The organism is Ideonella flava, assembly GCF_051857595.1.
Taxonomy (GTDB): Bacteria; Pseudomonadota; Gammaproteobacteria; order Burkholderiales; family Burkholderiaceae_C; genus Ideonella.
This window is the reverse complement of record NZ_JBPZHD010000015.1, coordinates 61,196-74,440: the sequence shown is the minus strand read 5'-3', so window position 1 is coordinate 74,440 and position 13,245 is coordinate 61,196. Positions and strand designations below refer to the sequence as shown.

Annotated in this window: 13 protein-coding genes; 6 read left to right on the top strand and 7 right to left on the bottom strand. The window is 66.8% G+C overall.

The window, feature by feature from the left end:
- Positions 1 to 1,254 (top strand): NADP-dependent isocitrate dehydrogenase, encoded by a 1,254-nt coding sequence (icd, locus tag ACS5PM_RS28190; protein WP_439391244.1) that lies wholly within the window; start codon positions 1 to 3, stop codon positions 1,252 to 1,254.
- 74 nt (positions 1,255 to 1,328) lie between these two features.
- On the opposite strand, the gene ACS5PM_RS28185 is transcribed toward icd, so the two are convergent.
- Positions 1,329 to 1,811, bottom strand: a complete 483-nt coding sequence (locus ACS5PM_RS28185; protein WP_439391243.1) for a hypothetical protein — start codon at positions 1,809 to 1,811, stop codon at positions 1,329 to 1,331.
- A gap of 76 nt (positions 1,812 to 1,887) precedes the next feature.
- On the opposite strand from ACS5PM_RS28185, the gene ACS5PM_RS28180 reads away from it, so the two are divergent.
- Positions 1,888 to 3,159 (top strand): SDR family oxidoreductase, encoded by a 1,272-nt coding sequence (locus tag ACS5PM_RS28180; RefSeq protein ID WP_439391242.1) that lies wholly within the window; start codon positions 1,888 to 1,890, stop codon positions 3,157 to 3,159.
- Entirely contained in the window at positions 3,156 to 3,620 is a 465-nt protein-coding gene (locus tag ACS5PM_RS28175; protein WP_439391241.1) for a DUF2269 family protein, read from the top strand. The genes ACS5PM_RS28180 and ACS5PM_RS28175 overlap by 4 nt, the downstream gene beginning before the upstream one ends.
- Here the strand turns inward: ACS5PM_RS28175 and ACS5PM_RS28170 are convergent.
- Both ACS5PM_RS28170 and ACS5PM_RS28165 read right to left on the bottom strand, forming a co-directional pair.
- The gene (locus ACS5PM_RS28170; protein ID WP_439391240.1) at positions 3,593 to 4,198 is read right to left on the bottom strand and encodes a diguanylate cyclase; all 606 of its coding nucleotides are present in this window, start codon (positions 4,196 to 4,198) and stop codon (positions 3,593 to 3,595) included. The genes ACS5PM_RS28175 and ACS5PM_RS28170 overlap by 28 nt on opposite strands.
- Positions 4,199 to 4,461: 263 nt before the next feature.
- Positions 4,462 to 4,707: a cold-shock protein gene (locus tag ACS5PM_RS28165; protein ID WP_439391239.1), complete on the bottom strand. Its 246-nt coding sequence runs from the start codon at positions 4,705 to 4,707 to the stop codon at positions 4,462 to 4,464.
- Positions 4,708 to 4,927: 220 nt separating this feature from the next.
- On the opposite strand from ACS5PM_RS28165, the gene clpS reads away from it, so the two are divergent.
- Together clpS and clpA are read left to right on the top strand one after the other, a co-directional pair.
- The gene (gene clpS, locus ACS5PM_RS28160) at positions 4,928 to 5,284 is read left to right on the top strand and encodes an ATP-dependent Clp protease adapter ClpS (RefSeq protein ID WP_439391238.1); all 357 of its coding nucleotides are present in this window, start codon (positions 4,928 to 4,930) and stop codon (positions 5,282 to 5,284) included.
- A complete protein-coding gene (gene clpA / locus ACS5PM_RS28155) occupies positions 5,281 to 7,590 on the top strand; it encodes an ATP-dependent Clp protease ATP-binding subunit ClpA (RefSeq protein WP_439391237.1) in 2,310 nt (769 codons plus the stop codon). The genes clpS and clpA overlap by 4 nt, the downstream gene beginning before the upstream one ends.
- A 56-nt stretch (positions 7,591 to 7,646) precedes the next feature.
- On the opposite strand, the gene eutC is transcribed toward clpA, so the two are convergent.
- The 3 genes from eutC to eat all read right to left on the bottom strand — a co-directional run bounded on the left by eutC (position 7,647) and on the right by eat (position 11,349).
- Positions 7,647 to 8,462 carry an ethanolamine ammonia-lyase subunit EutC gene (gene eutC / locus ACS5PM_RS28150; protein ID WP_439391236.1) on the bottom strand — a complete coding sequence of 272 codons (816 nt, stop codon included), beginning with the start codon at positions 8,460 to 8,462 and terminating at the stop codon, positions 7,647 to 7,649.
- Positions 8,459 to 9,862 carry an ethanolamine ammonia-lyase subunit EutB gene (locus ACS5PM_RS28145; protein WP_439391235.1) on the bottom strand — a complete coding sequence of 468 codons (1,404 nt, stop codon included), beginning with the start codon at positions 9,860 to 9,862 and terminating at the stop codon, positions 8,459 to 8,461. The genes eutC and ACS5PM_RS28145 overlap by 4 nt, the downstream gene beginning before the upstream one ends.
- Before the next feature lie 107 nt (positions 9,863 to 9,969).
- Entirely contained in the window at positions 9,970 to 11,349 is a 1,380-nt protein-coding gene (gene eat, locus ACS5PM_RS28140; protein WP_439391233.1) for an ethanolamine permease, read from the bottom strand.
- Positions 11,350 to 11,478: 129 nt separating this feature from the next.
- On the opposite strand from eat, the gene ACS5PM_RS28135 reads away from it, so the two are divergent.
- Positions 11,479 to 12,489 (top strand): helix-turn-helix domain-containing protein, encoded by a 1,011-nt coding sequence (locus ACS5PM_RS28135; protein WP_439391232.1) that lies wholly within the window; start codon positions 11,479 to 11,481, stop codon positions 12,487 to 12,489.
- Here the strand turns inward: ACS5PM_RS28135 and ACS5PM_RS28130 are convergent.
- On the bottom strand, positions 12,462 to 13,241 hold the full coding sequence (locus tag ACS5PM_RS28130) for a M90 family metallopeptidase (protein ID WP_439391231.1): 780 nt from the start codon (positions 13,239 to 13,241) through the stop codon (positions 12,462 to 12,464). The genes ACS5PM_RS28135 and ACS5PM_RS28130 overlap by 28 nt on opposite strands.
- Between the last annotated feature and the right edge of the window lie 4 nt (positions 13,242 to 13,245).

The following is a 13,245-nucleotide window of genomic DNA, read 5'->3' as shown; positions in this document are numbered from 1 at the left end:
ATGTACCAGCACATCAAGGTGCCCGAGGGCGGACAGAAGATCACCGTGAACGCGGACTTCTCGCTCAATGTCCCTAACAACCCGATCATTCCGTACATCGAGGGGGACGGCACCGGCTTCGACATCACGCCCGTGATGATCAAGGTGGTGGACGCCGCGGTGGCCAAGGCCTACGGCGGCCAGAGGCAGATCCACTGGATGGAGATCTACGCCGGCGAGAAGTCGACCAAGGTCTACGGCCCGGACGTCTGGCTGCCGGAAGAGTCGTTGGCCGCGTTGCGCGACTACGTGGTCTCGATCAAGGGCCCGCTGACCACCCCGGTGGGCGGCGGCATCCGCTCGCTGAACGTGGCCCTGCGCCAGGAGCTCGACCTGTACGTCTGCCTGCGCCCGGTGCAGTACTTCGCCGGCGTGCCTTCGCCGGTGAAGGAGCCGCAGAAGATCGACATGGTGATCTTCCGCGAGAACTCGGAAGACATCTACGCCGGCGTCGAGTGGGAAGCCGAGAGCGACAAGGCCAAGAAGGTCATCAAGTTCCTGATCGAGGAAATGGGCGTCAAGAAGATCCGTTTCCCCGACACCTCGGGCATCGGCGTCAAGCCCGTCTCGCGCGAGGGCACCGAGCGCCTGGTGCGCAAGGCCATCCAGTACGCGATCGACAACGACAAGCCCAATGTCACCCTGGTGCACAAGGGCAACATCATGAAGTTCACCGAAGGTGGCTTCCGTGACTGGGGCTACGCCCTGGCCCAACGCGAGTTCGGCGCCCAGCTGATCGACGGCGGCCCGTGGTGCAAGTTCAAGAACCCGAAGACGGGCAAGGACATCGTCGTCAAGGATTCGATCGCCGACGCCTTCCTGCAGCAAATCCTGCTGCGTCCGGCCGAGTACTCGGTGATCGCCACGCTGAACCTCAACGGCGACTACATCTCCGACGCGCTCGCCGCGCAGGTGGGCGGCATCGGGATCGCCCCGGGCGCCAACCTGTCCGACTCGGTGGCCTGCTTCGAGGCCACCCACGGCACCGCGCCGAAGTACGCCGGCAAGGACTACGTCAACCCCGGCTCCGAGATCCTCTCGGCCGAGATGATGCTGCGCCACATGGGCTGGAAGGAAGCCGCCGACCTGATCATCAGCTCGATGGAGAAGTCCATCCTGAGCAAGAAGGTCACCTACGACTTCGCCCGCCTGATGGATGGCGCGACGCAGGTGTCGTGCTCGGGCTTCGGCCAGGTCATGATCGACAACATGTAAGACAGGCTGGTGGCCGTGCTTGGCCGCTGACCGGTCCGGCCCCGTCGTCCGTGAGGATGCCGGGGCCTTTTCGTTCATCGGCGGCGCTGCGCTGCCATGGCGCCGAGCGCGAGACCCGCGGCGAAAAGCGTGTAGGTCAACACGAGACTGCGCTGGGACAGTCGGTGCTCGAAGCCCGGCGTCAGGCGCTCGGGCACCAGCACGAAGTCGGTCACCGCTGCCAGTCCGGCGACGCCCACTGCGCCCGCCACCAGCCCGGCTGGGGGCGGCGGCGGTTTGCGCCGGCAGACCAGTTGGTCATAGATGGCACCCCAGAACACCGAGCTGGCCAGGTGCACCAGGGTGCCGAAGGCGGTGTGGCGGGTGTCCGCCGTGTCGAGGCGCAGCGCGCGCGAGCCGTACAGCCAGTGGCTGATGGCGTTGAACGGCGCCGCCGCGCTGCCGGTCTCGGCCCGCCCGCGCAGGGCGAGCGCGGCCATCGAGAGCAGGCCGGCGGCGGTGCCCGTCGACAAGCTGGCGGCCAGGCGGTCATACAGTGCTTCACGGAATGCGGTCATGGCAGCGATCAAGGGCATATGACTTGCCCGACTTGCGGCAAGCCGCGTACCGCTGTGCAAAGGGAGGGGTTCGAACGTGCGCATCCTGCTCACCGGCGCGACCGGCTTCATCGGACGACACGTGGCCGACAAGCTGGAATCGGCCGGCCATGAGGTGGTTCGGGTCGGCCGCAGTACCGCCGGCGCCGGGCAGGATGGCCTCTCGATGGACCTGTCCACCGTGCCGCCGGCCAGCGCCTGGCTTCCAGCGCTCGCCGGCATCGACGTGGTGATCAATGCGGTCGGCATCTTCCGCGAACGCGGACAACAGACTTTCGACCGCTTGCACGTGGCCGCTCCGAGCGCCTTGTTCGAGGCCTGTGCCCAGGCAGGCGTTCGCCGCGTCATCCATTTCTCGGCACTCGGGGCGGATGCCCACGCGCGCAGCCGCTATCACCTGAGCAAGCGAGCGGGCGATGAAGCATTAGTCGCGCGAGGCCTGGATTCGGTGGTGCTGCAGCCGTCACTGGTGTTCGGCCTTGACGGCAAGAGCTCTCGGCTGTTCCTGCAGTTGGCGGCCGCGCCGGTGCACTTTGTGCCGGACGGAGCCGGGCTGGTGCAGCCGGTGCACGTGGACGATGTGGCCGAGCTGGTGCTGCGACTGGTGGAAGGAGTTCCCTTGGAGGGGCCTGCGCGGCTGGCGGTTGTCGGACCGGCGGCTTTGCCTTGGGAAGGCTACCTTCAGGTCTTGCGCGCGGGCATGGGACTGGATCGGGCGAGGGTCTGGCGAGTGCCGCGCCGGTGGGTCGATGCGGTGGCATGGGCCGCTGCCCGGCTGCTGCCGGGCAGCCTGCTGGAGTCGGACGCCTGGAAGATGCTCCAGCGAGGCAACGTGGCCCCGGTGGATCGAATGAGGCTGGCGCTGGGGCGACTGCCTCGGGGCGTGGAGCGATTCATCGCTCCCGAGCATCGGCAGCTGGTGCTGACCCGATCCCGCCTGTTGCCAAGCCTGGTGCTGCTGCGCTGGAGCATCGCAGCGGTTTGGGTCGGCACTGCGATCGTCTCATCCGGTCCTTATCCTGTGGCGGACAGCCTGGCGCTGCTGGAGAGGGTCGGGGCGCACGGCGCAGTGGCGCGACTGCTGCTCTTCGGCGCGGCCGGCCTCGACCTGGTCCTGGGGTTCCTGACGCTGGCCTGGCCGCGCCGGGCATTGTGGTGCGTCCAGATCGGGCTCATCGTGTTCTACAGCGCGCTGATCAGCTGGCGCCTGCCCGAATACTGGCTGCATCCTTACGGGCCGATGCTGAAGAACCTGCCGATGCTGGCGGGCTTGTGCCTGCTGATGGCAGTCGATGGGAGGCGGCGTTGAGCTACGTGATCCTGAAGTGGATCCACGTGCTGTCGTCCACGCTGCTGTTCGGCACCGGCCTGGGGTCGGCCTACTACATGCTGCTCACCAGCCTGACTCGGGATGCACGAGCGGTGTCCGTTGTGCTGCGCCACGTGGTGCTCGCCGACTGGCTCTTCACTTCGACCACCGTCGTCATCCAGCCCGTCACCGGGGTTCTGATGGCTCGAATGGCCGGCTGGCCGCTTTCAACGCCATGGCTCGCCTGGTCGATCGGCTTGTACTTCCTGGCCGGCGCTTGCTGGCTGCCGGTGGTGTGGCTCCAACTGCGGATGCGGGAGATGGCCAACGATGCGGCAGCAAGGGGTACCCCGTTGCCCCCGCGCTACTGGCAGTTTCTACGGTGGTGGGTACTGCCGGGCGTGCCGGCCTTCGTGGCGCTCGTCGTCGTCTTTTACCTGATGGTTGCCAAGCCGTCCTGAGCCAGGCTCCCTCGTTCCCGTCGTACGCGCAGGCAGCGCCAGAACTCTTCGAGGAAGGGAAGGCAGACCAGCGCCGCGCCGGCCACCAGGACGACGATGACGTAATCCGGGGGCAACGAATTCTGCTTGGGCTGGAGCGTCCACCCGGCCGCCGGCGCCCCAGGCAGACCCAGCAGCGCCATCGCCTGCCCGCGGTGGAGCAGCGCCAGACCGGCCAGGCCCACCCACGGGGTGGCGAACTGCACGCTGTGCACCCACTGCTCGACGGGCGGGATGGTGCGCCGGCGGCTGGCATAGCCCAGGTCCCACCAGAACACCATCTCATGCAGGACACAGGCGAGCATCAGCCAGGCCAGCATCCCCGCGTTGATCTCGAGCAGCAGCGCCGCCAGCGTCGCGGGTGCCAGGATCATCAGCATCGAAAGGTGCAGGAGCGATTCGCCCAGGCCGGCCGTTTGCTCCATGCGTTGCCAGCGATGGCACAGCCAATCGGCCACGCCGGCGGCCGCCCACAACGGCATCAAGCCGTACATGAGACTTGCAAGCAGTGCCTCCTCCAAAGCCGGTGTGCTACCCATGGCTGCCTTCAGCTTGGCGCAGCGCCGACCGTCTGCTTCAAGTTGGAACCGCGCGACCCTTTGCGGCCGCCCGCGAGGGCAGCGCACGGATGAACCTCAGGCGGCCGAGCGGCTCCCGAAAGCGTGCGGTGCGGGGTAGTGCATGCCATGATCCGTCGACAGGGTCGACGGATCACCGGCAAGGCCTGTTCCCAGCGCTCCCGTCAGTGCAATCAGTTGTGACAGCACTGGGCAAGGGTGCCGCCGGACAGGCCGGCGATCGATCAGCCAGACGAGCTGTCGACCGCGGCAACCGCTTCGGCTGCTACTGAGCGGATGTTCTGTGCCAGATGCCCCTTGGGGCCCTGCACCAGTTCGAACACCACATGGCTTCCTTGCTTGAGGGTGCGGAAACCCTCCATCTGGATCGCCGAAAAGTGCGCGAAGACGTCGTCGCCGCCGCCTTCCGGTTCGATGAAGCCAAATCCCTTGGCGTCATTGAACCATTTGACAGTACCCATCAAATCCATGCTTTCCTCCTGACGCCCTTTGTTGGGAGGGCTTGTGTCATTATTTTTGAGGCCGGGCTCCGGGACTGTCAATGGCGGCGTGCCGCGCGGCAGCAGTCAAGAGCACCGAGCGTCTCAATTGCGCTGCGGCGCGGCGGTTTTTCACTCAATGGCCCGATGCTTGCTCCGGCGAACATCGCCGTACCCTGTGCCCCTACAGTCAACTGGCTATACTGATTTCATGGCTTCGAAAGCCCCCAAGCCACCCGCTTTGCCGCCCTCGGTCCCACGGCCGAACGAGGGCGACGGCTCGGTCGTCGCCGAGCGCCAGGCGGCTCGCACGAAGCCGCCCCGCATGTACCAGGTCGTCATGCTGAACGACGACTTCACGCCGATGGAATTCGTCGTGATGGTTCTGCAGGAATATTTCAGGCTTGATCTTGAGGCCGCCACCCTCATCATGCTGAAGATTCACCATGAGGGTAGGGCCGTCTGCGGAGTCTTCTCAAAGGACGTTGCGGCCACCAAGGTCGAGCTGGTGCTCGCCGCTGCACGCCGCTCGGGGCACCCGCTTCAATGCATTATGGAGGCCGCATGATTGCCCAGGAACTAGAAGTCAGTCTGCACATGGCGTTCGTCGAGGCGCGCCAGCAGCGACACGAGTTCATCACCGTCGAGCACCTGCTGCTCGCGTTGTTGGACAACCCCTCTGCGGCCGAGGTGCTGCGTGCCTGCGCAGCCAACATCGAGGATCTTCGCAAGAGCCTCGTGGCGTTCATCCGCGAAAACACCCCCACCGTGGGGGGGACCGAAGAGGTCGACACCCAGCCGACCCTCGGGTTCCAGCGGGTGATCCAGCGCGCGATCATGCACGTGCAGTCCACCGGCGGCGGCAAGAAGGAAGTGACCGGCGCCAACGTGCTGGTCGCCATCTTCGGCGAGAAGGACTCCCACGCCGTCTACTACCTGCACCAGCAGGGCGTGACCCGCCTGGATGTCGTCAACTTCATCGCCCACGGGATCAAGAAGTCGGATCCGCCGGAGCCGCAAAAGGGCAGCGAATCGGGATCCGGCGAGGGCGAGAAGGAAGAAGGCGGCGGCGAAGGCAAGGGATCGCCGCTGGACCAGTTCACCACCAACCTGAACCAGCAGGCCCGCGACGGCAAGATCGATCCCCTGATCGGGCGCGAGCTCGAGGTCGAGCGTGTCATCCAGGTGCTTTGCCGCCGGCGCAAGAACAACCCGCTGCTGGTCGGCGAGGCGGGCGTCGGCAAGACCGCGATCGCCGAAGGCCTGGCCTGGCGCATCACCGAGGGCGATGTGCCCGAAGTGCTGGCGGACGCCACCGTCTATGCGCTCGACATGGGTGCATTGCTGGCCGGTACCAAGTACCGCGGCGACTTCGAGCAGCGTCTCAAGGGCGTGCTCAAGCAGCTCAAGGAAAGTCCGCGCTCCATCCTCTTCATCGACGAGATCCACACGCTGATCGGCGCCGGTGCAGCCTCGGGCGGAACGCTCGATGCAAGCAACCTCCTGAAGCCGGCGTTGTCATCGGGTGCGATGAAGTGCATTGGTGCAACGACCTTTACCGAGTACCGCGGCATCTTCGAGAAGGATGCGGCGCTGTCCCGCCGGTTCCAGAAGGTCGACGTGGTCGAGCCGTCCGTCGAGCAGACGGTGGAGATCCTCAAGGGATTGAAGTCGCGCTTCGAGGAACACCACAGCGTCAAGTACGCATTGGGGGCGCTGCAGGCCGCGGCCGAGTTGTCCGCCAAGTTCATCAACGACAGGCACCTGCCCGACAAGGCGATCGACGTGATCGACGAGGCGGGCGCGGCGCAACGGATCCTGCCCAAGAGCAAGCAGAAGAAGACGATCACCCGTTCCGAGGTGGAAGAGATCGTCGCCAAGATCGCCCGCATCCCGCCGGCCTCTGTCTCCAACGACGACCGCGGCAAGCTCAGGAACCTGGAGCGTGACCTCAAGAGCGTCGTCTTCGGCCAGGATCCGGCGGTCGACGCGCTGGCCGCCTCCATCAAGATGGCGCGGTCGGGGCTGGGCAAGTCGGACAAGCCGATCGGCGCCTTCCTGTTCAGCGGCCCGACCGGCGTCGGCAAGACCGAGGTCGCCAAGCAGCTGGCCTACATCCTGGGCATCGAGCTGATCCGCTTCGACATGTCGGAGTACATGGAGCGCCATGCCGTCAGCCGGCTGATCGGTGCGCCTCCGGGCTACGTCGGCTTCGACCAGGGTGGCCTGCTGACCGAGGCGGTCACCAAGAAGCCGCACGCCGTGCTGCTGCTCGACGAGATCGAGAAGGCCCATCCGGACGTCTTCAACGTGCTGCTGCAGGTCATGGACCACGGCACGCTGACCGACAACAACGGGCGCAAGGCCGACTTCCGCAACGTGATCATCATCATGACCACGAACGCGGGCGCCGAGACGATGAACAAGTCGACCATCGGCTTCACGACCAGGCGCGAGCAGGGCGACGAGATGGGCGACATCAAGCGCCTGTTCACGCCCGAGTTCCGCAACCGCCTGGACGCCATCGTCAGCTTCCGCTCCCTGGACGAGGAGATCATCCTGCGGGTGGTCGACAAGTTCCTGCTGCAGCTGGAACAGCAGTTGGCCGAGAAGAAGGTCGAAGTCACCTTCACCGACGGACTGCGCAAGCACCTGGCCAAGAAGGGCTTCGACCCACTGATGGGGGCGCGGCCCATGCAGCGGCTGATCCAGGACACGATCCGTCGGGCCCTGGCCGACGAGTTGCTCTTCGGCCGCCTGGTCGACGGTGGCCGACTGTCGGTGGACATCGATGCAGAAGGCCTGACGGTGCTGGACATCCAGCCCGCCGGCAAGAGCGGCGACAAGCCGAAGGCCGAGGCGACAGCGCTCTAGAAGCTGCAGGCAAGCAGATAGAAGACGGGCGTCGCGAGAGCGGCGCCCGTTTCTTTTCAGCCCTTCGCCGAATCGTCCGTCAGTGAAAACGGCGCACGGCCGCCACTCGAGACGCTGGGGGCCACGACGCTGTCGTCCTTCAAGCCCACGCCGGTCAGGGCACGCGCTCGTGCCGCGCGCATCAGCCAGGTGGCCCGGGCGGCGGCTTCGGGCAGCGCCAGGCCTTCCGGGCGGATGTTCGAGATGCAGTTGCGCTCGGCGTCGGTGCGGCCGGGCCTGGGTGCCCAGGTCAGGTACAGCCCCATGCTGTCCGGCGAACTCAGGCCCGGACGCTCGCCGATGAGCACGAGGGCCATCCGCGCGGCCAGTCGGGCGCCGACCTCGTCGCCGAGTGCCACGCGGGCCTGGTGGGCCAGGCTCACCGGCGCCAGGCGCCAGGCCACGGGATCCTCTGCCAGCAACGGGCGAAGCAGTGACAGAAACGAGGCAGCGTGCCGCTCCACGGCCAGGGCCGACAGGCCATCGGCAATGACGATCGCCAGATCGCATTCACCATCGCGCCATCCGCGCAGCCTGGATGCCGACTCTTCATCCAGCCGACGCCCGAGGTCGGGCCGCTGCAGGTAAACGCCGCGATCCCCCGCCGCGCTTCGTATCGTGATGCTCTCGAAGCCCGCTTCAGCCAGTTTGGCAGCGACTGAATCGCTGTCGAAGGGCCGGTGAACGGCGTCACGTGCCGCCGCATGGGCCGCCTGGAAATCGAGATGCGGCTCGGTAGGCTGGCTCACGCCAGCGCGACCCAGGGCGATGCGTGCCGGCGTGTGGCCACGCAGCCCCGTCCAAGGGTTGCCGACGACAGTGCCGTTTTTCATGACGAGGGAAGCAGCCGGGAGAAGGTCGCCGGCATGGAGTGGGCCAGACGGGCCATGCCGCCCGGCTCGAAGATGCCCAGGCGCTCCAGCCACGACTCGAACTCGGGCGCCGGACGAAGACCGAGCACGCGCCGGGCGTACAAGGCGTCATGGAACGAGGTGGTCTGATAGTTGAGCATCACGTCGTCCGAGCCGGGGATGCCCATGATGAAGCTGCACCCTGCGACGCCCAGCAGCGTCAGCAGCACGTCCATGTCGTTCTGGTCGGCCTCCGCGTGGTTGGTGTAGCAGATGTCGCAGCCCATCGGCAGGCCCAGCAGCTTGGCGCAGAAGTGGTCCTCCAGGCCGGCGCGGATGATCTGCCGGCCGTCATAGAGGTATTCGGGTCCGATGAATCCGACCACGCTGTTGACCAGCAGGGGCTCGAAGTGGCGCGCCACCGCGTAAGCCCGCGCCTCGATGGTCTGCTGATCGCAGCCGTGGTGGGCGTTGGCCGAAAGGGCGCTGCCCTGGCCGGTCTCGAAGTACATGACGTTGGTGCCCATTTGGCCGTCGTCGAAGCGCGCCCCACGCTTGAGCGACAGCGCCGCCGAGCGCGCCTCGGCCAGCAGCGCCAGATCGATGCCGAAGCTGCGGTTCGTGGCTTCGGTGCCGCCGATGGACTGGAAGACCAGGTCGACCGGGGCGCCTTGCTCGATCGCCTGCAGCGTGTTCGTCACATGCGTCAGCACGCAGGACTGCGTGGGGATCTCGTACCGGGTGATCACCGCGTCCAGCATTCGCAGCAGGTGCATCACCTGCGGCACGTTGTCGGTGGCCGGGTTGATGCCGATGACCGCGTCCCCGCTGCCGTACATGAGGCCGTCGAGCACGCTCGCGGCGATGCCCGCCGCATCGTCGGTCGGATGGTTCGGCTGAAGGCGGGTCGAGAGCCGGCCGGGCAGGCCGATGGTGTCCCGAAAGCGAGTTCTCACGCGGCATTTGCGCGCCACCAGGATGAGGTCCTGATGGCGCATGAGCTTGGAGACCCCTGCCACCATCTCGGGCGTCAAACCCTTGGCAAGCGCGGTCAGCGAGTTCTCGTCGGCCATATCGGACAGCAGCCAGTCGCGGAACTGCCCCACGGTGAAGCCCGACACTGGCTCGAAGGCGGGCTTGTCGTGGTGGTCGATGATGAGGCGCGTCACCTCGTCTGTCTCGTACGGGACGACCACCTCCTGCAGGAAGTGCGACAGCGGAACGTCGGCCAGTGCGCGCTGGGCCGCAACACGCTCCTGCGCCGAACCCGCGGCAACCCCGGCCAGATGATCGCCCGACCGCTCGGGCGATGCGCGCGCCATCAACGCTGCGAGGTCGTCGAAGCGGTGCTCCTGGACACCGATGCGGGCTCGAAATGGCATGGTCGGAAACTGTAGCTCGCGCTCAGAAGGGTGCGCATCGCGCGTGCGTTGCGCCTTGTGGCGTCCGGGTCATGCAGGGCTGGTCTCGATGGGCTCGCGCAGCGTGCTCAGGAGGCCTGCGCCGGCAGCCCATCCGGCGCGGCCGCGCGCCGCGCGCCGGTGGCGCGGAAGTAGACATACCCGACGACGCCCAGGCCGGCGAACACGCAGGCGATCAGGGCGTTGTAGTAGGCCATCGTCACGAGGCAGACCACCGCCGCGACCAGGGCGAAAGCCGGGAAGAAGGGGAACAGCGGTGCCACGAACGGCCGCTGCAGCCCAGGCTCTGCGCGGCGCAGCTTGAACAGGCTGGCCATGCTGACGATGTACATCACGATGGCGCCGAACACGCTCATCGTCACGATGTTGGCCGTGAGCGTCTGGCCACCGAAGCTGATGAGCTCGTCGCTGAAGATCGCTGCAATGCCGACCGCTCCGCCCGCCAGGATGGCGAGGTGAGGCGTGTGGAAGCGCGGGTGGATGCGGCCCAGGACGCCCGGCAGCACTCCGGCGCGGGCGAGGGCGTAGATCTGCCGCGAGTAGCCCAGGATGATGCCGTGGAAGGAGGCGACGAGGCCGAACAGGCCCAGCCAGACCAGCATGTGCAGCCAGCCGCTTTGCTCGCCGACGATCAGCTTCATCGCCTGCGGCAGCGGGTCGTTGATGTTCGCCAGCTGGGTCCAGTCACCGGCGGCACCCGCGAAGACCATGACGCCGGCGGCCAGCACCAGCAGCGTCAGGATGCCGGCGATGTAGGCGATCGGGATGGAGCGCTTCGGGTTCTTGGCCTCCTCGGCGGCCATCGCGACCCCCTCGATCGCCAGGAAGAACCAGATCGCAAACGGGATCGCCGCGAACATGCCCGGCACCGCCGCCAGGCTGAAGCTGTCCTGGCCCGACCAGCCGCCCTTGAGGAAGTTGGCGCTCGAGAAGCCCGGAGCGACCACGCCCATGAAGACCAGCAGTTCGAAGATCGCGAGCAGGGTGACGAACAGCTCGAAGGTCGCGGCGATCTGCACGCCGACGATGTTCAGCACCATGAACACCCCATAGGCGCCGACTGCGGCGACCTTGGGTGACAGGGCGGGGAACTGCACATTCAGGTAGGCGCCTATGGCCAATGCGATCGCGGGCGGCGCAAAGACAAACTCGACCAGCGTGGCAAAGCCGGCGATGTAGCCGCCCGTCGGGCCGAACGCGCGACGGCTGTATTCGAAGGGGCCTCCGGCGTGAGGAATGGAGGTGGTCAGCTCGGTGAAGCTGAAGATGAAGGTGGTGTACATCAGGGCCACGAAGGTCGAGGCGACCAGAAAGCCCAGCGTTCCTGCGGATGCCCAGCCGTAGCTCCATCCGAAATACTCGCCGGAAATGACGAGCCCGACGGCGATCCCCCACAGCTGCAAGGTGCCGAGGGACTTGTTCAGTGCCGGAGGTGCGGCTGCTTGCATGAGGTGCTCCATTTCAAGACGCGGCCGGCCATCGATGGCCCGGCCCTTGCTATACGCGGGGTGCGCCGGGGATGTCCGTCAGCGTAGGACAGTCGATGCCCGGCCCGTTATCGCGAATCGGCAAAGTTGATGGACACCAACCCGGCGCCGAATGCACCGACTTGGCGAGCAGGCTGGCAATGGCAGTCGATGCTGGCCGGCGACGTGGACGAACACGCCGAGCGCCTGAGCGGCTGGCAGCAGCGCTATGACCAGCTCACGCCCGGCGGATTCAGCGGGCGCCTGGACGAAGTGACCAGCGGCGTCGCGCAGGTCTACCGGGAATGCACCAGCCAGGCGCTGCGTCAGCGCTGCGAGGTCTGGGCCGATGCGCTCTGGTGCGGGCTGACGGCCCGGCATGACGGCTCGCGCATCGACGGGCGCGAGGTGGGGGCCTGCGGTGCGCTGCTGTGCGGCAGCTCCCGGCGGTTCGAGCTGGTCAGTCCGGCCGGCCACGAGATGCTGGGCGTCGTCGTCTCCCGCGGCGAGTTGCAGCGCCGCGCCGCGGAGCAGGGCGTCGAGCTGACGTGGACGATGGTCGATGCCTCGCCATGGCTGGACGTGGGCGAGGCTCGTCGCCGTGAAGGCCTCGCTCGTCTGCGCGCGATCCTGGCGCTGGCGGCATCAGCCGGATCGTCACATCGGCACGCCGAGGGCGCACGGGCGACGCTGCAGCAAGCCATGTTCGACGTGGTGCTGCACCTTCTCGAGCAGCCAAGCGCCCCGCAGGAGGTGCGCGGCAATGCCACTCAAAGGCGGCGCGTGGTTCAACAGGTCGACGAGCTCGTGGCGGCACAGCCCGATGCGGCGCTCACGGTAGCCGGCTTGTGCGCGCATCTGCACGTCAGCCGCCGGACCCTGCAGTACGCCTTCGAGGCCGAGACCGCGATGGGGCCCAATGCCTACCTGCGCAGCGTGCGGCTCAATGGCGTCCGCCGGGCGTTGCGAGCGGGCCAGCCTGGCAGCGTGCATGAAGCAGCGGCCGCCTGGGGCTTCTGGAACCTCAGCCAGTTTGCGCACGACTACCGGCGCCACTTCGGCGAGCGCCCGTCCCAGACGCTCTCTAGAGGCTCTCAGGCGAGCGGATCCTGCCCGAAGTAACCCGTGAAGAGGGCGTACAGCGCGGGATGCTCGCTTCGCATGGCTTGCGGCGCGACGAAGAAGGCCTCGGCCGCCACGGCAAAGAACTCCTCCACCCCTTCGGCGCCGTAGGGGTCCAGCACGGTGTTTTCGTCACCTGCGTCTATGCGTTCGACGAAACGCTCGAACTCGGCATCGATGCACTCGATCCACCCCTCGCGGGCCTTCGCTGTCGGCAGCAAGGGGACCCCATCGGCCTCGCCATCCGCCATGTCGAGCACGTGGGCGAATTCGTGGATGACGACGTTGTAGGCAAGGTCGGCCGTCTCGCCCGCGCTCTCGACGTCGGACCACGCCAGCATGACCGGGCCACCGCTGACGGCCTCGCCCGTCAGCACCTCGTCGTACTCGTGCACGACGCCGTCGTCATCCATCACCTCGCGCTGGGCCACGACCTCGTCAGGGTGGACGACGATGCCGACGAAATCGTCGTAGGCCGCAATGCCGAGCCTGAGGATGGGCAGGCAGGCCTGCGCGGCGATGGCCACCGCCATCTCGTCGGTCACCTGCAGGCCCTGGGCGCCGTGAAACTCCTTGCGCGAAAGGAACAGGCTCACCAGCGAGCGCAGCTCTTGCCGATCATCTGCGGAGCGGCAGGAGATGAAGGGGTAGGCGGCCATCACCTTGTCCCACATGGCGTCGGGGATGGCGTATCGCTGCAGGGTGCGGGTCTCGCGCCAGCGGCTCACGCCGCGCCAAAGTCGAGGCAGCACCACC